The organism is Paenibacillus sp. FSL R7-0026 (genome assembly GCF_038004485.1).
Lineage (GTDB): Bacteria > Bacillota > Bacilli > Paenibacillales > Paenibacillaceae > Paenibacillus > Paenibacillus xylanexedens_A.
Genome location: NZ_JBBORG010000001.1, coordinates 193016 through 214701 on the forward strand (window position 1 = coordinate 193016; position 21686 = coordinate 214701).

Annotated in this window: 24 protein-coding genes and 1 other RNA gene; 21 read left to right on the forward strand and 4 right to left on the reverse strand. The window is 43.3% G+C overall.

What is annotated here, in order from left to right; genetic code table 11:
- Positions 1-57: 57 nt before the first annotated feature.
- From secG to MKY44_RS00960, 6 genes are all read left to right on the forward strand, one after another.
- Entirely contained in the window at positions 58-291 is a 234-nt protein-coding gene (gene secG / locus MKY44_RS00935) for a preprotein translocase subunit SecG (RefSeq protein WP_036616231.1), read from the forward strand.
- A 562-nt stretch (positions 292-853) separates the two neighbouring features.
- On the forward strand, positions 854-3646 hold the full coding sequence (rnr, locus tag MKY44_RS00940) for a ribonuclease R (RefSeq protein ID WP_341005724.1): 2793 nt from the start codon (positions 854-856) through the stop codon (positions 3644-3646).
- A gap of 260 nt (positions 3647-3906) precedes the next feature.
- Complete coding sequence (gene smpB / locus MKY44_RS00945; protein ID WP_036674736.1) at positions 3907-4389, forward strand: SsrA-binding protein SmpB; 483 nt, start codon at positions 3907-3909, stop codon at positions 4387-4389.
- Between the two features lie 591 nt (positions 4390-4980).
- Positions 4981-5343, forward strand: a transfer-messenger RNA (tmRNA) gene (gene ssrA / locus MKY44_RS00950).
- A gap of 164 nt (positions 5344-5507) precedes the next feature.
- Positions 5508-6533 (forward strand): hypothetical protein, encoded by a 1026-nt coding sequence (locus tag MKY44_RS00955; RefSeq protein WP_341005725.1) that lies wholly within the window; start codon positions 5508-5510, stop codon positions 6531-6533.
- A 224-nt stretch (positions 6534-6757) separates the two neighbouring features.
- Positions 6758-7078, forward strand: coding sequence for a hypothetical protein (locus MKY44_RS00960; RefSeq protein WP_341005726.1), 321 nt, complete (start codon positions 6758-6760; stop codon positions 7076-7078).
- 213 nt (positions 7079-7291) lie between these two features.
- On the opposite strand, the gene MKY44_RS00965 is transcribed toward MKY44_RS00960, so the two are convergent.
- Both MKY44_RS00965 and MKY44_RS00970 read right to left on the reverse strand, forming a co-directional pair.
- Entirely contained in the window at positions 7292-8998 is a 1707-nt protein-coding gene (locus MKY44_RS00965) for an ATP-dependent nuclease (RefSeq protein ID WP_341005727.1), read from the reverse strand.
- Positions 8999-9571: 573 nt separating this feature from the next.
- Positions 9572-9973 carry a DUF6173 family protein gene (locus tag MKY44_RS00970; protein ID WP_341005728.1) on the reverse strand — a complete coding sequence of 134 codons (402 nt, stop codon included), beginning with the start codon at positions 9971-9973 and terminating at the stop codon, positions 9572-9574.
- A 542-nt stretch (positions 9974-10515) separates the two neighbouring features.
- Between MKY44_RS00970 and MKY44_RS00975 the strand changes: the two genes are divergently transcribed.
- The 5 genes from MKY44_RS00975 (at position 10516) to MKY44_RS00995 (ending at position 13464) form a co-directional block, all read left to right on the forward strand.
- The gene (locus MKY44_RS00975; protein WP_341005729.1) at positions 10516-10977 is read left to right on the forward strand and encodes a hypothetical protein; all 462 of its coding nucleotides are present in this window, start codon (positions 10516-10518) and stop codon (positions 10975-10977) included.
- A 252-nt stretch (positions 10978-11229) separates the two neighbouring features.
- Positions 11230-11943: a hypothetical protein gene (locus MKY44_RS00980; RefSeq protein WP_341005730.1), complete on the forward strand. Its 714-nt coding sequence runs from the start codon at positions 11230-11232 to the stop codon at positions 11941-11943.
- A gap of 62 nt (positions 11944-12005) precedes the next feature.
- The gene (locus MKY44_RS00985) at positions 12006-12521 is read left to right on the forward strand and encodes a ParB N-terminal domain-containing protein (RefSeq protein WP_341005731.1); all 516 of its coding nucleotides are present in this window, start codon (positions 12006-12008) and stop codon (positions 12519-12521) included.
- A complete protein-coding gene (locus MKY44_RS00990; RefSeq protein WP_341005732.1) occupies positions 12514-13122 on the forward strand; it encodes a Mom family adenine methylcarbamoylation protein in 609 nt (202 codons plus the stop codon). Before MKY44_RS00985 ends, MKY44_RS00990 begins: the two co-directional genes overlap by 8 nt.
- Before the next feature lie 132 nt (positions 13123-13254).
- The gene (locus MKY44_RS00995; RefSeq protein ID WP_341005733.1) at positions 13255-13464 is read left to right on the forward strand and encodes a hypothetical protein; all 210 of its coding nucleotides are present in this window, start codon (positions 13255-13257) and stop codon (positions 13462-13464) included.
- Position 13465: 1 nt separating this feature from the next.
- Here MKY44_RS00995 and MKY44_RS01000 read toward each other — a convergent pair whose 3' ends face one another.
- Positions 13466-13621: a hypothetical protein gene (locus MKY44_RS01000; RefSeq protein ID WP_341005734.1), complete on the reverse strand. Its 156-nt coding sequence runs from the start codon at positions 13619-13621 to the stop codon at positions 13466-13468.
- Between the two features lie 104 nt (positions 13622-13725).
- Between MKY44_RS01000 and MKY44_RS01005 the strand changes: the two genes are divergently transcribed.
- Genes MKY44_RS01005 through MKY44_RS01025 form a run of 5 tightly spaced genes read left to right on the forward strand, consistent with a single transcriptional unit; the run spans position 13726 to position 18609 of the window.
- On the forward strand, positions 13726-14619 hold the full coding sequence (locus MKY44_RS01005; RefSeq protein WP_341005735.1) for a phage terminase small subunit-related protein: 894 nt from the start codon (positions 13726-13728) through the stop codon (positions 14617-14619).
- Entirely contained in the window at positions 14613-16304 is a 1692-nt protein-coding gene (locus tag MKY44_RS01010) for a DNA packaging protein (protein ID WP_341005736.1), read from the forward strand. The genes MKY44_RS01005 and MKY44_RS01010 overlap by 7 nt, the downstream gene beginning before the upstream one ends.
- Complete coding sequence (locus tag MKY44_RS01015) at positions 16305-17786, forward strand: phage portal protein (RefSeq protein WP_341005737.1); 1482 nt, start codon at positions 16305-16307, stop codon at positions 17784-17786.
- Complete coding sequence (locus MKY44_RS01020; protein ID WP_341005738.1) at positions 17779-17997, forward strand: hypothetical protein; 219 nt, start codon at positions 17779-17781, stop codon at positions 17995-17997. Before MKY44_RS01015 ends, MKY44_RS01020 begins: the two co-directional genes overlap by 8 nt.
- Positions 17998-18000: 3 nt before the next feature.
- Complete coding sequence (locus tag MKY44_RS01025) at positions 18001-18609, forward strand: phage minor head protein (protein ID WP_341005739.1); 609 nt, start codon at positions 18001-18003, stop codon at positions 18607-18609.
- Here MKY44_RS01025 and MKY44_RS01030 read toward each other — a convergent pair.
- Complete coding sequence (locus MKY44_RS01030) at positions 18606-18890, reverse strand: hypothetical protein (protein ID WP_127550611.1); 285 nt, start codon at positions 18888-18890, stop codon at positions 18606-18608. The genes MKY44_RS01025 and MKY44_RS01030 overlap by 4 nt on opposite strands.
- A gap of 65 nt (positions 18891-18955) precedes the next feature.
- Between MKY44_RS01030 and MKY44_RS01035 the strand changes: the two genes are divergently transcribed.
- The 5 genes from MKY44_RS01035 to MKY44_RS01055 all read left to right on the forward strand — a co-directional run bounded on the left by MKY44_RS01035 (position 18956) and on the right by MKY44_RS01055 (position 21559).
- Entirely contained in the window at positions 18956-19096 is a 141-nt protein-coding gene (locus tag MKY44_RS01035) for a hypothetical protein (RefSeq protein ID WP_341005740.1), read from the forward strand.
- A complete protein-coding gene (locus MKY44_RS01040; protein WP_341009754.1) occupies positions 19089-19301 on the forward strand; it encodes an XkdF-like putative serine protease domain-containing protein in 213 nt (70 codons plus the stop codon). The genes MKY44_RS01035 and MKY44_RS01040 overlap by 8 nt, the downstream gene beginning before the upstream one ends.
- Complete coding sequence (locus tag MKY44_RS01045; protein ID WP_341005741.1) at positions 19199-19753, forward strand: XkdF-like putative serine protease domain-containing protein; 555 nt, start codon at positions 19199-19201, stop codon at positions 19751-19753. Before MKY44_RS01040 ends, MKY44_RS01045 begins: the two co-directional genes overlap by 103 nt.
- A 387-nt stretch (positions 19754-20140) precedes the next feature.
- On the forward strand, positions 20141-20419 hold the full coding sequence (locus MKY44_RS01050; protein ID WP_341005742.1) for a topoisomerase DNA-binding C4 zinc finger domain-containing protein: 279 nt from the start codon (positions 20141-20143) through the stop codon (positions 20417-20419).
- Positions 20420-20794: 375 nt separating this feature from the next.
- Positions 20795-21559 (forward strand): hypothetical protein, encoded by a 765-nt coding sequence (locus MKY44_RS01055; RefSeq protein ID WP_341005743.1) that lies wholly within the window; start codon positions 20795-20797, stop codon positions 21557-21559.
- Positions 21560-21686 lie beyond the last annotated feature (127 nt).

The window sequence follows — 21686 nt, forward strand, 5'->3', positions numbered from 1 at the left end:
TTAAAGTAACTGTTTTTATGGTGAGATGTATGCCCACATGGGTAGGAGGTGGAAAGAATGGATATTGCTTTGAAATTGCTGCTCGTTGTTTTTTCGATCGGTCTAATCACTGTAGTATTGCTGCAGCACGGGAAAAGCGCTGGTTTGGCGGGTGCCATCTCCGGTGGTGCGGAACATCTTTTCGGTAAAACGAAAGCGCGCGGATTGGATCTCTTCCTGCAACGTGCAACGGTGGTACTGGGTGCAGGATTTATGATTTTGTCTATTGTTGTTACGGTGGTTTCCAAGTAAGATTCGGAACTGTTGTTCAATGAATAGCTTAAGCTAATGACTTAATTGATGAACCTTCGTTTCGTGAAGAAACGGGGGTTTTTTAATAAATTCTTACGCGTCCAAACTTTTCCAACAATCTAATCTATAGACTCCATGATTTTCGGTCTTCTTCTCACTTCTGTTTGGTTTTCCTTCCTTAAACATGCAACACACCCCTATCATGTATGGTATGTCCCTCGCTTATTCGTTACGCGAACTCACTCCCTATAATGAATGTCATGTGTACAGAAAATTTTCGGATTTAGTCCTTTTTCAGATGCGCACAGCACGTGTATCGCATAAAATGTCTGTAGAGATACGTGAAAGCGTGATTTTTGAGGAGCGCCTGGCCACTGTGGTTTTTTTGCGAGGTACGGATGGGCCGGATTGAATTCGTGTATACTAGGGTATGAGATAGTATGGTTGTACCACTACACTCTTCACAGCAGTGATATTGTATTGCATGAAAATGGTAAGAATTCCGATACATAAAGAGATGAGACTTGCTTACACTTTTATGTTTCCCGAGGTGAATATATTAATGATAACAGAACAACAATTGCTCGACTTCATGCGGGAAACCGCTTATAAACCTATGACTTATCAGGAGTTGGAACAGCACTTCGCTATTGAAGATGCAGCTGATTTCAAAGCCTTTTTGATTATGCTTAATACGCTGGAGGAATCCGGTAAAGTTTTGCTGACCCGTAACAATCGCTATGGCATGCCAGAGCGCATGGATTTGGTACGTGGACGTTTACAGGCTCACGCCAAAGGTTTTGCTTTCCTTATTCCTGAGGATCGGGAGCACCCGGATGTGTACATTCACGCCAATGATATGAAGAGTGCAATGAATGGTGACACGGTATTGGTTAAAGTCACATCTCAAGGACCTTCAGGTGGTCGCCTGGAGGGTGAGATCGTCCGTATTGTTACTCGTGCTGTGACCCAAGTCGTTGGTGTGTTCCAGAGCCATGAGGTGTACGGATTTGTCATTCCGGATGACAAACGGATTAATCGCGATATTTTCATCCCACGTACCAATTTTGCTGGGGCGGTTGATGGACAAAAGGTCGTAGCAAAAATCGTCAGCTATCCGGAGGGCCGTGCGGCAGCCGAGGGTGAAGTGATCGAGATTCTCGGTCATAAGGATGAGCCGGGTATTGATATTTTGTCCGTCATTCGCAAGCATCAGCTGCCTGAAGCTTTCCCGGATGAAGTGGTAGAAGAGGCGGAGAAAGCACCCGACTCCATCACGGATGAGGAGATTGTACAACAGGGTCGCCGTGATCTGCGCGGACTTAATATTGTCACGATTGATGGCGAAGATGCCAAGGATCTGGATGATGCTGTTAACGTAGAGAAGCTGCCTAACGGTAACTATCGTCTGGGTGTTCATATTGCCGACGTTGGCTATTATGTGCAGGAGAATTCCAAGCTTGATCAGGAAGCTTACAACCGTGGATGCAGTGTGTATCTGGTGGATCGGGTTATTCCGATGTTGCCACAGCGTCTGTCCAACGGGATCTGTAGTTTAAACCCACAGGTAGATCGCCTGACCCTGTCATGTGAAATGGAGTTTAACGACCAGATGAAGGTTGTAAAACATGACATTTTCACAAGTGTAATCAAAACTAAAGAGCGGATGACGTATTCCAACGTTCGTAAAATTCTTGAAGGTGAAGAGCCGGAATTGCTCGAGCGATATAAGGATCTAGTAGATGATTTCCATCTGATGAAAGAGATCGCTTTGAAGCTGCGTGCTATGCGCATGCGCCGTGGTGCGGTTGACTTTGATTTTGAAGAATCCAAAATCATTGTTGACGCAGAATGCAAACCGATAGATATCGTAAAACGGGAGCGTTCGATTGCCGAGCAAATCATTGAGGAATTCATGTTGGCAGCGAACGAAACAGTGGCAGAGCATTTCCACTGGTTGAAGGTTCCGTTCATTTATCGTGTGCACGAAGATCCGGATCAGGAAAAACTGCAAAATTTCCTCGCCTTTGCGGCGAATTTTGGACACCAGGTCAAAGGACGTGGCAATGCGATTCATCCACGGGCGCTTCAATCGTTGCTTGAGGATATCAAAGAAACGAAAGAACAAACCGTGATTAGTACGATGATGCTGCGTTCCATGAAACAGGCGAAGTATGATTCTGAAATGTCAGGTCACTTTGGCCTCGCGGCAGAATTCTATAGTCACTTTACGTCTCCAATTCGTCGTTATCCCGACCTCGTCATTCACCGGGTGATTCGCGAAGTCATTGAGAATAATGGTGCTTTGCCGGAGAATCGTCAGGAGTATTTGGCAGCACGTATGACCGATATTGCGCAGCAGTCTTCGGAACGTGAACGTGTGGCGGTAGAAGCTGAGCGGGATACGGAGAAAATGAAAAAAGCCGAGTACATGCTCGATAAAGTAGGCGAAGAGTTCGGAGGCATGATCAGCAGTGTGACCAGCTTTGGTATGTTCATTGAACTGGAGAACACGGTTGAAGGCCTGATTCGCCTGAGCGCACTCACGGACGACTATTACCATTTTGACGATCAGCATATGGCTCTGATTGGTGAACGTACCTCGAAAGTCTTCCGCATCGGTGATGAAGTGAAGATCCGTGTAGCACGTGTAAGCATGGAAGAGTATACGATTGATTTTGAAATGGTGGATATGAAACCTCGCGCTGAACGTCTTGGCGGCTTCGGTGGCGGACGTGGCGGTAAAGGTGGACGTCCTAGTAGCGGCGGCGGACGCGGCGGTGCCAAGGGTGGACCAGGTGGATTCAGCGGTTCACGTGGCGGCAAAGGCAGTTCGACAGGTGCTGGAGCCAGCCGTGGTGGCAGATCAACGGAAGAAAGCAGCAAAGGTGGACGTGGCGGTCGCAGTGGAGCAGCGAGTGCAGGCGCAGGCTCATCCGGTGGATACGCAGGTAAAGGCGGCGGCAAGCCTAAAGGTGAGCGTCGTGCTGGTGATGCTGGCGGATCAACTGGTCGGGGCAAAGGCGCGGTGAGCTTTGGTTTTGGCTCAGGTAAAGGCGGATATAGCTCTACAACAACGGGTGGTTCGGATACTAGTTCAACCGGTGGACAAGGAAGTGGCCTGAACAGCGGCAGCGGTCGTGGTGAAGGCAGCTTTAAGTCCGGCAAGGGCGGCGGTAAAGGTGGCAAAGGCGGAAGTGGACGTAAAAACACTTCGCCGAGCGGTGTATTTATTGGAGAGAATGCAACTCCTGGTGGCGCTCAGGAAGGCGGAGCACCACGACGCAAGCGGAAGAAGAGCAAAGGTGCAGCTGGTAACGGCACGGCAGCTTTTGTACGAAAAAAGAAAAAATAAAGCTAACGTAACTTGAAGAGATGGATTACAATTCGTTCCTCCAGGTTAAGCGTTGGAGAAAATAGTCACTTCAGCCGGTGTGTTGTTTCGCACAGTCTGAAAGTGGTGTAATGAGGAGGGGCGGCAGAGGTCGCCTCTTTCTTGATTTTAACAGCCGTACTTGCTACAATTAGGGTCTGGCACGTGGTACCTTGGTGCAACATCGGGTGCGCTGCTATAGAGCATGGTACCGGCTTATTTTACGGAGAAGGAGTGAGGACATGGGCAAGAATGATGGACAGAGTAAAGTGCTCGCACAGAATAAAAAGGCTTCCCATGACTACTTCATTGAAGATACGTATGAAGCGGGCATGGTGCTTACCGGAACGGAGATCAAATCTCTTCGTAACGGCCGTGCGAATATTGGTGATGCATTTGCCACGATTCGAAACGGTGAGATTCATATTCACAATATGCATATTAGTCCTTTTGAACAAGGGAACCGAAATAATCCGCTCGATCCGACACGTACGCGCAAGTTGTTGATGCATAAAGTGCAGATTCACAAGCTGCTCGGGCTGTCGAAACAGGATGGGTACAGCATTGTGCCGCTGAAAATCTATATCCGCAATGGTTATGCAAAGCTCTTGCTTGGACTGGGTAAAGGTAAGAAGCAATACGACAAACGGGAAACTGCCGCGAAGCGCGATGCTCAACGTGATATCCAACGGGTACTGCGCGAGAAGCAGAAGGTTGCGCGTTAAGTGGAGCGCTGGGCGTAAATGCTTTACTTTTAAGTGTATAAGATAGTTTTTGTGATGAAGCTAGGAAGATTGATGTATGAGTTAAGGAGTCTCAAGGTTTGTCCTGCAATGGGCAAGATTGAGGCTTTTTTTATTTGTATTTGGGGAAGGTGATTTGATGTGAATAGCCGAAGTGTGCAGTTGGCTGATTTTTGTTGTGTGTGACTAAGAAAATTGACAGGAGCATGGAGCTAAGTGTGGTGATGAATTTAAATTATTAGCTGTTGCTTAAGTTGACTGAATCGTGGGTAAGATACTTAGGTGCAATTGTTCGTGATCCAATCTGGGTAAACTTTACTTCCGATTGGTGACGCGGTATAATATGTAGACGACTGAGCCTGTTGTATTGGATAACCTTGTACACATGCTCATCCTGCTGGAATGTCTTCCAGCAATCTGTACTATTTCGGTGATGTGTCCTGTGTTATGATTACTCATGTAGCAGACAGGAATGTCGAGTTTGAAAGAAGCATCTTTTTACCTTGGAGGAAAAAGATGTGCAGCACCTTTGCTCCGTATTCACGGATTAATCCTGGAGCCCTTCTTCATTGAGGGGGCGTTTATGGATTCGACGGGGATAGTTCGAGCATGGGTAGCGGGTAGTGGGGACGCGTCCGCTTTATCAACGCTAAAGCCTATTAAACGGCAAACAACAAACAAACTACGCTTTCGCAGCCTAAGAAACTGTGTGCGTGCTTCTACCCTGCATCGCCCATGTGACAGGGATAGGGGCTAACTAGTAGTGGGATACGCTGTCACATCTCCGCCTGGGGTGTGCTGAAGAAGACAATCAGGCTGACCCAACGTATAGCCGGTTACGGGGCGATACTCGGGTGACATCAAAACTGTGACTACACCCGTAGAAGCTTATGTGCCGTTATCTTCGGACAGGGGTTCGACTCCCCTCGCCTCCAAGATGGTACTTAATGAGTAAGTACTATGTTGAAGGCGTTTAGGTAACTCCAAGTGAAAAAGAATCAGGTAGCTGGAACATCGAAAGATGTCCGCAATCTGGTTCTTTTTTATAAGTTACATAAACTTACGGCCTACTGTGGGAAAAGCTACTAGGAGGGGATGTTATGAAAGGAAGCTTTAAGGATTATTCATTTGAGGATTTGCTATTTAAGCTAAGTTTGTATCAGAGATTTAATTTGGATATAAAAAATTATATATCAAAGACAACTATAGTCCCCTGGGGAAATTACAATGAGATTAAAATTAATAGACACGAAACCCATTACTCTGAAGACTTTCAACACTTAATTAACTTTTTGAGATGGGAGGGAAAATTTTATAAATACTGTCCTTACTGTAAAAGGGCAAATTCATTACAACCTTCCCAGTACGTAATGGAAGAGGAGCTGGCAGACAGCATGTTAGAATCTTTCCGTGATGATGAAACGGAATATATTGATCCAAGTATTAATATGGCTGATATAACAATGGCTATTAGACTTAACTTGCTATTAAAGAATAAAACAATCACAAAGTTTGTAAAATGCTCACATGATCCGAACCACGAATTCATGTTTATTTACAATTTGAAAGTGGACACTTATAAAAATATACTTGAGTTAAAAAAAATAGGTCAAACTCCTTCTATGAGTGATTTCGCTAGACAAAATATAAATAAGCACCAAAAGTTAATGAATGATTTAAATTGTTTTGAGGATTTTGTAATGGCTACCCACATGTATGGTAGTGGGACTGGAGTTGCTGCCTATACATATTTAAGAAGGGTATTTGAGAAGGTAGTATATCGCGTGTTTAGAGATAATCAATTAGAGCTAGGGAAAAATGAAAGTGAATTTAGAGAAATGCGTATGAAAGATAAAATTATCTTACTTAAGGATTTCCTTCCTAATTTTCTGACAAGTAATAATTCTAATATTTATGGTCTCCTTAGCTCTGGAATTCATGAGCTGAGTGAGGAAGAAGCAACACTGATGTTCCCTGTGTTGGAATCGGCCATTTTAATTATCTTTAAAGAAAAACAGGATAAGATTGATGATGATGATTTAAAACAAAAAACACATAATGCTCTTAACAATTTTGCTACTAAAAATAATACTAAACGTAATCCCAAAACGGAGTCTAGACTATAAAAAGAAAAAGAATCAGACGGTGAGCATCTGAATGATGGTCCACCGATCTGATTCTTTTTTTATTACAACTTGGCGAAACATAGGAGTGGGACGAGTTTTGCAACGAAGTTATACCAGTATAATCAATATCCCCCGCGAGCTTGGCGGCACGGCGGGGGATGTAGTGGATGTTATTTCCTCATTCCTCTTATTAGTATATCACAGGATAAAGGGGAATGAGGGGAATGGCGATGGCATGGGGACAAGGGGAACTCTTTGCAAAAGCATCTAAACAGGAAATCCAGCGGACAAAGTTCCTGCTCGATAAATATACAGATATGGTCTCCTTGATGAGAGACTTTGAGCAATTCGAGCAGCATATGCAACAAGTGGGCATCGATGGCGAAGCAGCTCGCCGCATCGATCAGACAGATCTGCATGCTGACAAGACGGCAAACGCTACGATCCTGATTGAGAAACAACGCTGGGTGTACAAAAGATATGACTTCTATACACACCAGTTGGAAAGGGCGCAACGGTTAATTAAAAACGAAGAAAGTCCGTAAGGCTATTGAGTACAGATACATTCAAGGATATTCTCGTAAAGAAACGCTTCTATTTTTTCAGCGCGCACTCAGTGACAGCACGATTAAGCGCAAAATCGATGAGGGACTGGAGAGTGTAGCAAATACTTTGAAACTAATTGGATTTTTTGAGCAAGACGATGCTGAATTCTAAAGAAGCTGACGAGTACTCGTCAGCTTCTCTTTTTTGCATTGTTAACCTTTAATGAAATCTTGCAGTTCATTCTTGAAGAATTCTAATTTTTCCGGAGTGTTGTTTAACACTAATTGAGTAAGTTCCATTCCATGAACTATTTTATTGTAATTAAGAGAATACATTCTGAACAAACGTTCTAAAACTTCGCTTCCAACAACATTTTTTAATGCATCCGTTGAACCTTTAGGAAATAATTTAAGGTCATCGGTAAGTGATAGTATTTTTTCCACTTGGTCTTTTATTTGCTCTTTATCTGTTATTGGTGTTGATGAATCTTGGTTAATAACTTCAAAAAGCTCTTGATAGCATTCCAAAAAATAGTTCTCGTACTCTCGTCGGTCCAAAATAATTAGATTATCTCCATAACTTTCCCTTAATTCGAGAAGTTTGCCGTCAGCTTTATCATCTGCATCGATAATTATCTTATAAGGTATGGGGCTTTGCGATACACCACTTAGAACTAAATCCAGTTTATCTTTGTGTTCGCGCATAGCGGTCTTTTTGCTAAAGTTTTTTCCGGTTCCTTTCATATTTAAAATTCTATAATTATAACCGATTTGTTTCAATCCAAAGTATGAAAGGATCATAGGGAAGACTTGCTCTTCGGTTTGTCCTTCTACAAATATAACTTTATCGGATAAAGCAAAATCACTATTGTTTACACCTATATCAGATAGTACTTCTTGAATATGTTCTAGGTGCGTATAGTAACTGTTCCCATTAGACTTACTAACGTGAACCAAACGCTTCTCAACAGGGTAATTTATTAAAATTGGTGAATGAGTAGTGAAAATATACTGGTGTTCTTTGTTTTCACTTACTAAATCATATATAGCTTTCTCTGCAGAAGGATGCAAAAAAACATGAGGCTCATCAAATAGAACTACACTATGTTCTTTATTAAACAGAACACACAATAGCAAAAGAACATGAGTGTAACCACTCCCACATTGTGACAAAGGGATCGGCATATCCATCCCTTCAAAATAAATACTAATATAAGTTTGATCGTTTTCATTAATTGGGGTGCCAATGTTAGAAACGTCATTAAATATTTGCTTGAATGATTCATTAATTTTAGTGAAAATTCTAGGAGCATTATTATTTAACGTATAGATTAAGGCATTAAGATTTGCTCCTTCAACTTGCAAATAATTTTGTAAGTTTGTTCTCTCTGTTGGTTGGACATATCTTGATCCATTTATATATATAACCTTGTCTTTGAACATTTCATGAATATTTTTGAAGAAAGTAGGAATTCCGTTAACAGAATAATGTTGATTTTTGTTGAAAACTCTATATTTTATGTCTGGATCATTTGTCACAGAATAATAAAATGCTATGCATTCATCGTTAACAATTCTATCTATTCTTTCTATATAAGATTTATTTGTTTTTACATCATATAGATAAGTCAATCTTAAATGATTAAACTTAAATAATATATATTCCTCATATACATTAGTATTCAATAATGAAATTTCTTCATCTGATAAGTTAATATCCATCACTAAGTCTACTGTATCAAAATTACTACTGAGATAATCTGCCAATTCACCATGAGTAACTTTATATATGGCTTCAATGAAAGCTGATTTACCTGTGTTATTTTTGCCTGCCAAAGCGTTAAGAGTGTTATGTAAATCAATTTTTCCTGAATCTCTGATACTTTTGTAATTTTTAATACTGACACTAAGTATTTTCATTATGTATACCTCTTTTCTTTTTTCTATTAATGTAACAGTACCATTATAGTCTACATTAGCATGTAATTATGAGAGGGAATTATTGACCCGAACGTGAACCAAATCTGACATCATCTTGAGACCATGTTGAACCCCACTTGACCATTTTTCCGTGATACATTAGGAGCATAGAAAAAGGCGCGAATGAAACGCACAGTTGCACATGCGGCATATGACTGGGGCGTTCCTCTTCTCGCTTTTTCTATTTTCAGGATTATCATTCCGTGAGCTTCAACGATATGATCATGTCAAGGTAATGCTCCGTATGATATGTCGCAAGGGAATGTATTCATAGAAGAGAGAGGAGCGAGCAAATGAATCAGTGCCCACGATGTGTAATTAACGAAATCGCAGCGACGAATAATTTTTGCAAAGTATGTGGTATGGATTTGAAAGCCGCCGCTGGAACGACGGCTCAAATTGAAAATCAAATTCAGTCGCTTGATATTTGCAAAAGAAGTCTTGAAAAGAGAATCTCTTCTCTAAAGGAAATTAAGTTATATCACAAACGAATGATCAAAAGAAGTATTCCAATTAACCCTCGTGCTCAGTCTCATTTTCGGGAATAAATCCGATTCTTCTAACAGGTCTGCTAGAATCTGATTTTGGAACGATAGTGATCAAGAAACTTAACTGACTGACGTGTTGAACTAACTGAGACCATTGATTGTTGACATACCCATAAAAGAACAACAAAGAAGGATTGTGGTACCCGATCCTAGTGACATTCATTAGAACTGATTGGCCAAACGAAGTCAGTTGCAGTGCTATTTCTTCATTTTCATTCAGTTCAGATTCAAAGGCATTGATTTCTTTCATTAGAATTTCGTACTGAGTATCGGCCAATTTGTAATCTTTAATCATGGCAAGGGGAAGGTCAAATGGTTCTTCTAAATCAATTTCCCGATTAGACACGAAATCATTCCGATTTAACATGTGAAACATCCTTTCCTACTATATGGTGTGCGAAAACTCCATTTTAGCAGAAAGAGGAAATCGCAAACAGCAAGTTTTAGTAAATGCGAATTAGCAAGCAATTGGCAGGAAACAACGGGTTTGTTCCAGATCATCGGGACTCACCCGTTTTCTGTTCCTTGACCCGGATTTGGTAGCTTCAGTAAAATGGTCTTGTTCTTCCTCTATAGTTACATAGTACGTATGCATTTAAAGCAAAGAGCAAAGCGTTTTTGCGGCGACCGTTTCGGGCGCAGGCTTTTAGGACGTAACAACAACATCATACATATCATAAATTAAGTCGTTCCCTCACTGGATCGGCTTTTTTTATTGGAGGAATTGAAGTGATTAGCAGAAGACGGAAGAAGATACGCATACGCCCCAACAAGCAACCGGAGAAATGCAAAGGTTGTGTATGGGGCAGATGAGATGGAGTGAAGCAGTTCTGTAGTAGACCTGTTTGTCCCAAAGAGGAAAAACCTTCCTGATTGTCGAATGATGTTAATAAAAGGGAGGTAATACTAATGACAGATGATTTTATGAGTTTCCTGAATTCAAAAGAGAGTAGTAAGCAAGAACACGTTAGAAGTGAACAAGAGTATCAAGATAAGTATGAGAGAACAGTTATAGAACTGTTTCATACTATTCGCCAGTGGATGGAACCCTATGAAGGGGCAGAAAAGTTGAAAATTAGTGAAGCGGTCTACGGCCTTCAGGGTATAAGCCGACTTACTGAACTGACCCTTCAGTTTAACGACAAGCAAAAAATATACATTACACCAAATACCATCACTCAAACACTAAATACAATGTTTGCAGTCAATATCACACATTCTAATGGTGAGAATTATCCACATAAACAGGCACCAGCAACGAGGCTTCTATTCGACGAAGAATCTGGTTGGTTCATTGATCTGGAGTTTCCAAATAGGAATATCCTAACTGAAGAATCTTTCAAAGAAGTACTTAAATCGAAACTGAAGTAAGCACCCATCGTGGTGCTTTTTCTTTTGCCTTCATATGACAGAATGTGCGCCGTTCTGAGCTTCTTAACATGAGAATGTCCGGGTTTGCAGGGATCAGTCCATTGAAGAGCGGAGAACAGCGTCTGAGTGAGCGTACACATGCGTATGATGGTCACCCAAACATTGAAACCAACTCAACACAATTCTTAGACAGAATAAACTTATTGTCGGAAATTAGGACGTGATATATCATGTGTTGAGGGAGGGATTTGTTTGGAAAATCGAAATCCAAAAGGCTATGTTAACAAGTTACACTTTATTTACATAATTGTTTGTCTTACGTTAGTTATTCTCGGAATTCTTGCAATGACAATCTGGGATAAGGAGGAAGCGGGAATAGGGCTAAATAATGCGGCCACTGCATCTTCTATTGTATTAGCAGTTGTTGCAATTGTCATGACAATTGTTGATATAGCTGGTCAGCGCTCAACTATCTCTGATCTAAAAGACACTTCTGAAACTTTAGAGTCAAACTTAAATCAAACAAATGATAGTCTCCAAACTTTATCAGAACTTCAAAATCAGCTTTTAAAAACTATGGATAGTATTTCGAAAAGTCAGGAGGACTTGAAGGATTATATTTCAAAACTTGAGAAGACATATGAGAATGAAGGGCCTATCGACCGAGAGAAATTAAACAGTGAGTTGAAATCGTTGAAGGAGAAAGTGGTCGTTCTTCCAAACAATCGAATCTCAAATTATTCTAATATTCACTTTGCTTATTCTAAACATTCGGAAATAACCGAATTAAGTGAAAGGATTCGCTTTTTGCTACGTAGTGGAAATGAATTCTCAATAGCGGAATTAATGAGTGATCCGATGATCTCGACATTAGGCATAACTCGAGCAAAATTGAAAGATGAGTTGACTCGCTTGGTAAGACAAGGGAAAGTTTATAATAATAATGGGAAATATTCTGTAATGTAGGGAAAGCACCCAAGCACCTTCGGGTGCTTTTTTTGTTGCCATAAAACAATGGAGGTAAGGACATGAACATCAGAATCGTGCCAATCGATCAGATTAATGCAGCAGCCTACAACCCCCGCGTTGACCTTCAGCCTGGGGATGTTGAATACGAAAAGCTTCGCCGCAGCATAGAAGAATTCGGTTATGTGGAGCCGATTGTCTGGAACGAACGTACTGGGCATATGGTCGGTGGCCATCAACGGTATAAGATCATGGTTAATGAGCTTGGCCACACTGAGCTGCAATTTTCCGTTGTGGATCTGGACGATCAGCAGGAACGGCTTCTGAATATCGCTTTGAATAAGGTATCAGGTGATTGGGATGAAAATGCCCTATCGCAGTTGCTTGTTGAGCTGCAACAGGAAGGCGTGGATATTTCCTTGTCCGGGTTCGACGATGTGGACCTGAAACAAATGCTTGGTGAGATTGAGATCCCGAACTTCGATGCGGGTACTTCCGAGGATCAAGGTGATTTGGGGGTATTGAGTTCAAAGCTGGTGACTTGTCCGCACTGTAATGAGGAATTCGAACATGATTGATTTAAAAGTGGATTGGGCGACACATGAAGCAGCGAAGTTTTCCTGTGAGAACTTCCACTATAGCCGCAGCTTGCCCGCAGGGAAGTCGGTCAAAGTGGGAGCATGGGAAGATGGCCAGTTTATCGGTGTGGTTATATTCAGCCGTGGGGCGACTCAGAATATTGGTTCTCCATATGGTCTGACGCAGCGTGAATGCTGTGAGTTGACACGCGTTGCCTTAACCAAGCATCAATCATTTGTGTCAGAGATCCTTGCCAAAGCGATCCGGTTCTTGAAGGAGCAATCCCCCAATGTGGAGTTGATCGTCAGTTATGCCGACGTTGAGCAGAAGCATCACGGCGGGATCTATCAGGCTACGAACTGGATCTATGAAGGGAAGACGGACGGGGAGCATTATTTCATCATTCGTGGCAAGAAGACACATCCCAAATCGATTCACAGCAAGTACGGTACCGGCAGTCAACGCATCGATTGGATCAGGAACAACTTGGATGCCAATGCCGAATTGTACCGGACTGAGGGTAAACACAAGTACCTGATGCCGTTGAACAAGAAAATGCGGCGTAAGATCTTGCCTTTGCACAAACCGTATCCAAAATAAAAAGGAGGACGCTGTAACGTCCTCCCCATCACCCAGGGTATCCCCCGGCTGAGATAGCGGCCCGCCACGCGTGGCATTTTGCAGATATCCGCTATCTCGCATTCCATCATAACGGAAAGCTGAGGGGTACGCATGAGAACACCAGATGAAGATTTATTGCAACATGAACTCGCTGTAATGGAAGGTATCCTTGAGAGTAAAGAGCAATACCGTAAGATTGTTAAGGCATCAATTGCCCAGTGGGTGAAAGACCTGCAGGTTGGAAATATAAAGATGCAGACCGTTCAGGATCTGGAACGTCTCATCGAATTGGATATCAAGCTTCAGCAGGACGAACTATGAATTATTCATAGATTCTTTCTTTGGCTGCTTGCAAGGCTTCTTCTCTTGTAGGATAAGGTCTTGAAACAATGCCATGTGGCGGAAAGACAGATGGGGGAGTATGTATTTCCCACTCACCTTTAGAATTTTCTTGAATTGTTACTCCAAGTTCTAACATAGGGCTTCACCTCCTTCGTGCCCTGAATTTACACTGTTGGATAGAAAAAGGGAAGGGGAAATTTACAAGCTTCGGAAGCTTATAATGGGGGTGGTGGTAATGTAATGGCCAGAGAGAGAAGTCCCGAAAGGGACAAGGCTAAACTAATGTGGCTGGAGAGCGGCCGAACGATGAAGCTAAAAGACATCGCCGCCGCTCTTTCTATTCCCGAGTCCAGGATACGCAAATGGAAGTCCATGGATCGTTGGGAAGACGAATTGAATGGGAGCGTTTTTGGTGATTCAAAAGGGAGCGCTCCAAATGGAACGAATGGGAGCGTTCCGAAATCAAGGGGAGCGCCCAAGGGCAACAAGAATGCATCTGGCAATCGGGGCGGTGCTCCACCGGGTAACCAGAATGCTGTGGGTAACCGTGGTGGCGATGGTGGTCCATATCGCAACAAGCATGCGCTCAAGACAGGGATGTATGAAACGATCTTCCTTGATACGTTGGAGCCTGATGAACAGGTTATGATGGATCAGATCGATACGGATCCCCTTGCGCAGCTCAATGAACAGTTGATCATGTTATCCCTGCAGGAGCGGCGACACATGAAACGGGTCAAGTTGCTTGAAGCTGGTCTGACTGACGAAGAACGTAAGACCAAGCAAGAGCTCATGCAGCGGCAGGACAAGGTTCCTATGTTGAGCCCTAAGACGGGAAAGGCAATCACGGTACCACTTACCACTGAAGGGATGAAGGTCACCGAGATTACGACCGTAGTCACTTCCAAGCTGGACAAGATCCTCAAACAAGAGGAAGCCTTGGTCAAAACGAGGGATAAGAAGCTTCGGGTCATCAATTTGATCGCCAGCTTGCAGCAAGAAGAAGAGAAATTAAGAATCGCCCGTGAACGTCTTGAGCTGGACAAATATAAGGCGTTGGGTCATGGGGATGAGAGTGGAGGCGGAAATGATGTAGATAATGAAGATAACGATGGGGATGATCTAGATTGGTAATCGCATTGGCAAAGGAACACCGTCGTCGAATTAAACGGAAATTGCAGCAACGTCCGGACAAACTCGCTGAGTTAAAAGCGATCCTGTTAGACTTCGAACAGTTTTGTTATCGGATGCTCAAGATCAAGGACAAGTCCGGTGCTATGGTACGGTTGATCCTCAATGATGCCCAGCGGCGTTATGCTACAAAGGTATTTGAGGATCTGGAAGCAGGTAAGCCCGTTCGGATCATCATTCTAAAAGCTCGGCAAATGGGCTTTTCAACGGTGACGGAAGCATTGATTTACTATTTCACCTCATTACAGGAAGCAAAGAATGCCTTTATCGTTGCTCAGTCTTCCGATGCTTCAAGTAACTTGTTCGATATGTTCCAGCTTTACTATGAACGCGTGCCATCAGTTATTCAGCCGATGACTCGCAAGAATAACGCCAAAAAGCTAACTTTTGAGAACCCCGCGATCCGGACGGCAGACCGCCGAAGGAATCCCGGGTTGAAATCAAAGATCACTGTTCAAACAGCCGAAAGCCGGGTGCTTGCCCGTTCGGACACGATTCATTATCTGCATGCATCCGAAGTGGCGTTTTGGCCCGCGAAGAAAAAGAAGCGGCATCTGCTGTCGTTGCTGGCCGCATTATCCAAGGAACCGGGAAGCATCGGAATTATCGAATCCACTGCGAACGGCATGGAAGAGTTTAAACAAATATGGGATGCAGCCGTTAAGGGCGAGAATGATTTTTCTCCGCTCTTTTTTGCATGGTTCGAGATGCCCGACTACCGCAAGCCCGTTCCGCCTGGCTTCGAGCTGAGCGAAGATGAACTGGAACTGAAGGCAAAATACGGGCTGGACGATGAGCAGTTGCAATGGCGACGGTACACCATCCGGAACGATTGCGGCGGTGATTCACGACAGTTTGAACAGGAATACCCTTCTGAACCTGACGAAGCGTTCTTGTTATCAGGTGAAAGTATCTTTGATAACAAATTCATTAAGCGCCTCAAGGAAGCAATTAGACTGAAAGGTGCTATTCATGAAATTGATTTTGTTAAAGAAAAGGTTGTCCCGGCTCATGCGGGGGAACTGGTTATCTATCACCATCCAGAGCAGGGGAAGCGATATATTTTATCTGCAGATACAGCAAAAGGTACTGAAGATGGCGACTATGACGCTGCTTACGTGATCGATGCGCGCACTGGTGAGATGTGCGCCGCTTTGCATGGCAAGTGGGACACTGACTTGTATGGCAAAAAGCTGCACACGTTGGGCTTGTACTACAACACAGCATTGCTTGCCGTTGAGAATAACAACACCGGGGAATCTGTTCTCAATACGTTGTTCAACACATGTCATTACCCGCTGCTGTTCCTTCATAAGAAGGGCAAGCTTGGATGGGAAACCAATAAGGCAACCCGTCCCGTGATGATCAGTGATTTCAAAGAAGCCATTCGTGATGAGCTTTATGATATTTACTGTCCTGATCTGTACGGCGAGTGTATGACGTTCATTGATAACAAGGGCAAGGCAGAAGCCGACAGTGGTTGCCACTATGACCGAATCATGGCTTATTCAATCGCCTTGCAGGTGCGTCAGGTAGCCGATAAGTGGTTCGAATGGTTTAAGAAAAAACAACAGCAACGGGAGGAATCGAAGCATGAAGAAAACAATGGGGGAGCGGGGTGGATTTAATTGAGTGAAGGCAATGCATCATGGGTTCCATTTGCGAAAGAGGAAGGTAAGCACATTCCATCCAGTGCCCAACTTCCCGATGTATTCGACAGCTTATACGATCATCACGGGCTGTTACCATTTGAATCAGGTAACGATCCTACATCCTGCAGGCTGCTTGTCAAAAACAGCAACATCATTCCTCAGTGTATTGAGGCATACAAGCGCAACATTGCTGGACATGGTATCACGCTGGAATACTTGCAAGGCGAGAGTGACGAGACTGCAAAGGAAGAATGGAACCGTGCAGAACGCTTTTTGGAGACTTGTAACCTCGAAGATAATCCTGAAGAGATCATAGGCCAGCTTATTGAGGATTTGGAAAGCACGGGGATGGCCAATATGGAAGTTGCATGGCCGAGCGGGAGCGAGTTCCCGACGATCTTCCGGATGGACCCGAAGTATGTACGATACACCAAGGAAAGCAAACTTGCGACAATTAAACGCAAACGACGGATCAGCTCAACCAAACAGGTTGAAGAGTTTTCACAGGAAATCTATGCCCGTCGATATGCTATGAAACGGGGAACTTCGGTTGTATGGTTCCGGCTGTTCGGTACTGATGGCCCTGAGAATCAAGTTATTCCATTGAAGGTTAACAACGACGGGGCCTACGGTGAACCCCGTTGGTTTGGGAACGCGCCTGGTGTGGTCGGTTCCCGTGAAGCTGAGGAATTGAACGTATCCTATTTCTCAAATGGTCGAATGCTTTCCATGATCCTGACTGTGACGAATGGACGACTCACTCAACAATCCATGGAGCTATTGAGTAAGGTCAAAGGATCTCAATCCCAAGGGGGTATTCTTTACCTTGAAGCCAAAGGGCAAGAAACAGGCGGGCCATTAGACGAGAAGGTCGAGAAAGTATCAATCCAGATGGACAAGCTCAATGACCTTCTGCAACAAGATGCGCTCTTCCTTGATTATGGAAAGGAAAAGAAAGCTGATATCTTGTCATTCTTCCGCTTACCGCCGATTCTTGTTGGTCAAAGTTCAGACTACAACCGGGCGACAGCTCAGGCAGCGTTGGCATTCGCTGAAGAACAAGTATTTGAACCTTACCGCAAGTGGATCATGAACGAGATTTTCAACAAGCGGTTGTTCCCAGCCATGGGAATCTTCCGAGTGAAGGCAGTTCTTCGAGCACCGAGCATCATTGATCCAGAAGATCGCAAGGCAATGTTGGACTTTATTGCTGACCGCGGCATTATGTTGGTCCGTGACCTGATCCCGATTGCTGAGGATGTTTTGGGTACGACGATTGATGAAAGTAAGTTCAGTCCGGAATACCTTGATACTCCGATTGCACAATTAGCAGGAAGCCAACCGGCTATTCTTGATCCGGAAGGAAACGGCGATGCTGACGACCTGCAGGAGCGTGTTTCGATCATCGCTAAGCGATTACTGCGAAAAGGATCAGCTGAGGTGGGCGCTCATGTGTGAAGCTTGCTGGGAACTGATTGTCAAAGCTGATGACGATGAGTTTCTTGATAGTCTTGAGCTGACATATGTGGAACGCAAGTTGCTTGAAGAGTTGTACAAGCAGGGTGAAGACCGGATCATGGAGATCCTTGAGCTTCAGGGAGAAGCCCTTCAGGAAGCTATCGCTGAACTGAGCGAGGAATCTCTTGGTGATATCGGTGAGTTGGGTTAGGTCATGATTGCGTTACACACATCCGAAGTCTTTGGTGATCTGTTTGAACAGGCGGTACAGGATGCATTCGAACCTTTGTTCAATCTGGCGGGAGAGTCTGAGCTGCTTGAGCTTGATGATGAAAAGGTGTGGAGCACTAAGAATAAGGCGGCCAAGAAATTTGTTAAGGAGATTCGCAGCCTGGTACCCGATATGAACCAGTCTTCAACGGATACACTCTTGCGAAGCTTCGAAAAGGCGATTGATGAAGGGAACGCGCCTTCAGAGCGGGCTTTGCTTGTTCAGGAGATCAGCGCTCTTGCCGCTACGGGTGCAGATGGACCTTTCAGCATGGAGCGAGCTCAACGAGTATCACGAACGATGAGCACGGCAGCAGCCAATGGCGGTAAGCTTGAAGGTTGGAAGCAGTCCGAGATTGCCAAGGGTAAGAAATGGCGTTCGGCTGCCGGTACAAGAACCCGAAAAACCCACCGGAAAGCAAATGGCCAGATTGTTGCGCTGGACAAGCCTTTCAAAGTGGGGTCAAGCAAGCTTATGTATCCGGGTGATCCTTCAGGTGAAGCTAAAGAAATAGTCAATTGTCGATGTACAATGCAATTGGTCCTGGATTAAAGTTTGAGGCAACTAGCCCATGCATACTCATCACCTTGATTGGGTGGAATTTCTCCACTAGCTATTTTATCCATATGTTTAATGTGTTGGATAATCGCATCATGCGGTTCAGAAACATTATTATTTATTCTTGCTGTTAGAATCCCGAATACATCGTTATTCACAAGATTTTGAGCACAGATCTTAGCGGCTGAACTATCGCTATTATTCTGTTTGTACAATCTGTAATCGGGCAGTATTCCTACAATTTTAGCATTTTCAATGGGGGTCCAAGTAGCCATGAAATCACTCCTTATTTATTTTGGGATATTATACCATGTTTCTCTGAGAGGAGGTGAGAGAAGAAATGACATACAAAATGAAGGACGCAAAGATTACGCACTTGTCGCTCGTGGATAAAGGCGCTAATGGTGTGCCATTTGCCATCATTAAAGCTGCTGGGAAAAACGCTATTCAACTTTGGCGATTTGGACTTGCTTTTGGATGACACACAACACATCGTTATCGGGGTTGTGTATCAGCCTGATGTCGAAGATGCCCATGGCGACATGATGGACGCTGTGGAGATTGAGAAGGCAGCGCACTGTTCATGGAGAACCAACATATCTACAACATCGATAAGCAGCACGATCTGGACGCTGACAAAGGATACGTTGTTGAATCCTACATTGCCCCGTGTGATATGGAGATAGGTGACCAAATGATTGCAAAAGGGTCGTGGGTTGCTGGTGTGAAGGTCACTGACGACGATGCCTGGGAAGAAATCCAAAAGGGTGAGATTACAGGGTTTTCAATGTTTGGCGTGGGTAAGCGTGAGGAAGTCGAGGATGAAGAGGAAGTTTCCAAGGGACTGCTTCACAACATCAAGAAAGCTATCAATGCAGCCTTGTCTCCGATCGTCAAAGGGGCTGTAGCCGACAAATACAATAAGAACCGGAAGAACCGTGAGTTTTGGGCAGCGCAAGACGCCTTGAACGCGGTTCTTTTTCGTTGGGACTCCTGGGAATCCGGGATGGAGACAGACGCCGAAATCATTCGCGAAGCCTTGCAAGATTTTGTTGAGATCGCCCAAGACGTATTGGTGCAAGAGGATATCGTGAAGGCGATAGGCCAACCCGAAGAAATACTTCCATTGCACTATTAGAGATGTGAAACGCCTTGATACTATGTTTATGACTTTCTAGTTAACTATTCATTGGAAATTAACTAGCTACCTCTCCAAACAATGTCATCATCATACGGCGGCGAATTATGGATTTACTGAGCCACGGTTCCTTTTACCTGAACCCTTGTCCATATAAATCCACAATTTGTGGTTCGGGACAAGGGTTCTATACGTCCTCTTGGTTTCAGTATTATCGCTTTAATTTGGATTTCACATATCATTTCAATTTTCGCTCTACCACGCAGGTGAAATCTCACATATTGTCGAAGTAACTAAGTATAACAACTTAGATTGTCAGGAGGATTTTCGGGACCCAACTACAGATTATCTGTAGTTGAATAGGTTAATTAAGAGGAAGGTGTTAATGTGATAATTTGTCCAAAGTGTAAAAATTCAATGAATTACAAAAGTGGTACGAATAATGGGAGATCATACGAATTCTATGGGTGTTCTACATATCCTTCATGCACCCAGATAGTAGAGATTAAAGATGCCCATAAGTATGATAACGGGGAAAAAAGTACTCCTATATGGGAATTACCAATGGAAGAACAAAAAGAAAGAATTAGAAACTCTTTTAGATCCGAAGGTTTATCTTGGGATGAGGCAAATTATCTTGCAGACAGATGGGAAAAAGAAGATTGAACATTCGCCAAAATATCAAGACGCAAAATAAATAATCCTTGCGGGCCTGTTCTCGTATTTTAAATTTCTTGAGATGAATCTATTCCATATTAATCATGCTATGGAACGGCTAAATACAAGCGTTGTCGCAGCAAAGCTGGATTTTGACGAAACTAAATGATGACTAGTGGGGAGTTACGCTACCGCACCAAACATCCTGAGCAGCACGCGGCGGCGAATTGCTGATTTACACAGCCACGGTTCGCTTATCTGAACCCTTATCCAAGCAAAACTACAATTTTTAATGCTGGACAGGGGTTCATCATGCTGTCTAATAGAACAGGGCTTCCTTATTGGGTTAGGTGATACGAATAAAATGGCCGACGGGTGAAAAATATGCTGTTTGACATGCTGAGGAAAGAGATTTACACACTGAATCAAAGTATTTTGAAACAATTGCCCGGTCGAACCACAGGATATCCCATTTCAATAGACGGTATTAGGTTTAATCGTCTTTGGGTACATTTTGGTCTGAATGGTTCCGATCATGATACCGCCAAAGGTAAGGATATCGAGGATTGCTTCATTAAATCCATCACTCATTTGGCCGAACAATCATACGAGTTTAACAACGTTAAGCTACAGCTTAAAGATAAAGGTTATATTTATGATAGATACTTCAGCAAACCTGTTGAATTCTATTCTTCCCTGAATTGGTATCAAACTTGGCAACATCCTGATTATTTTGACGTCTTTTCCGAACATTTGAAGATGTCGGAATGTTTGCCGGGGGTATCGGATTTTTTTAAAAAGCATCAAAAGACAAGAAAAGACGATTACGTAATATTTAGTGATCTTCTCTTTGTACGTGAGCGTAATTCGAAAAACATTAGTAAGAACTTAATTTTAGATACGCATGGGGATTTAATTTGGGATTCCTTACAATATCAAATTAAGTATTACAAGCCTTGTGGTATTACAATAGCAAACGCTCAGGCCCAAGATTTTGTTCGTAAACGACTGAATGGTGAAAAATACTCTTATTTACTTTATCTTAATGACATTCCTGTAATTTTGAGCTCTCAATTTTCAGGAGGCGCATTAAGTGACCCGTTATTTGGATTACTGCGTAATTTATTTACTAAGGTCGTAAATAGGTGAAGCTTTTGAAAATTTGTAGAGTTTCGAGCCGTCTCCCCAAACGATTTCACCATCACACTTCGGCGAATTGTGGTTTTGCACAGCCATGGTTCGCCTCCATTAGAGTCAAGAAACCACCAACCATTGT

Excerpts from the sequence above, each read along its gene's own strand:
- MKY44_RS00985 (WP_341005731.1), top strand. The coding sequence starts at position 12,006 with ATGAACATCAGAATCGTGCCAATCGATCAGATTAATGCAGCAGCCTAC.
- MKY44_RS00960 (WP_341005726.1), top strand. The coding sequence starts at position 6,758 with ATGGCGATGGCATGGGGACAAGGGGAACTCTTTGCAAAAGCATCTAAA.
- MKY44_RS01055 (WP_341005743.1), top strand. The coding sequence starts at position 20,795 with ATGCTGTTTGACATGCTGAGGAAAGAGATTTACACACTGAATCAAAGT.
- MKY44_RS01025 (WP_341005739.1), top strand. The coding sequence starts at position 18,001 with ATGATTGCGTTACACACATCCGAAGTCTTTGGTGATCTGTTTGAACAG.
- MKY44_RS00970 (WP_341005728.1), bottom strand. The coding sequence starts at position 9,973 with ATGTTAAATCGGAATGATTTCGTGTCTAATCGGGAAATTGATTTAGAA.
- MKY44_RS01035 (WP_341005740.1), top strand. The coding sequence starts at position 18,956 with ATGACATACAAAATGAAGGACGCAAAGATTACGCACTTGTCGCTCGTG.
- MKY44_RS01030 (WP_127550611.1), bottom strand. The coding sequence starts at position 18,890 with ATGGCTACTTGGACCCCCATTGAAAATGCTAAAATTGTAGGAATACTG.
- MKY44_RS00975 (WP_341005729.1), top strand. The coding sequence starts at position 10,516 with ATGACAGATGATTTTATGAGTTTCCTGAATTCAAAAGAGAGTAGTAAG.
- MKY44_RS00995 (WP_341005733.1), top strand. The coding sequence starts at position 13,255 with ATGAGAACACCAGATGAAGATTTATTGCAACATGAACTCGCTGTAATG.
- rnr (WP_341005724.1), top strand. The coding sequence starts at position 854 with ATGATAACAGAACAACAATTGCTCGACTTCATGCGGGAAACCGCTTAT.
- smpB (WP_036674736.1), top strand. The coding sequence starts at position 3,907 with ATGGGCAAGAATGATGGACAGAGTAAAGTGCTCGCACAGAATAAAAAG.
- MKY44_RS01020 (WP_341005738.1), top strand. The coding sequence starts at position 17,779 with ATGTGTGAAGCTTGCTGGGAACTGATTGTCAAAGCTGATGACGATGAG.
- MKY44_RS01045 (WP_341005741.1), top strand. The coding sequence starts at position 19,199 with ATGGAGAACCAACATATCTACAACATCGATAAGCAGCACGATCTGGAC.
- MKY44_RS00990 (WP_341005732.1), top strand. The coding sequence starts at position 12,514 with ATGATTGATTTAAAAGTGGATTGGGCGACACATGAAGCAGCGAAGTTT.
- MKY44_RS00965 (WP_341005727.1), bottom strand. The coding sequence starts at position 8,998 with ATGAAAATACTTAGTGTCAGTATTAAAAATTACAAAAGTATCAGAGAT.
- MKY44_RS01000 (WP_341005734.1), bottom strand. The coding sequence starts at position 13,621 with ATGTTAGAACTTGGAGTAACAATTCAAGAAAATTCTAAAGGTGAGTGG.
- MKY44_RS00955 (WP_341005725.1), top strand. The coding sequence starts at position 5,508 with ATGAAAGGAAGCTTTAAGGATTATTCATTTGAGGATTTGCTATTTAAG.
- secG (WP_036616231.1), top strand. The coding sequence starts at position 58 with ATGGATATTGCTTTGAAATTGCTGCTCGTTGTTTTTTCGATCGGTCTA.
- MKY44_RS01005 (WP_341005735.1), top strand. The coding sequence starts at position 13,726 with ATGGCCAGAGAGAGAAGTCCCGAAAGGGACAAGGCTAAACTAATGTGG.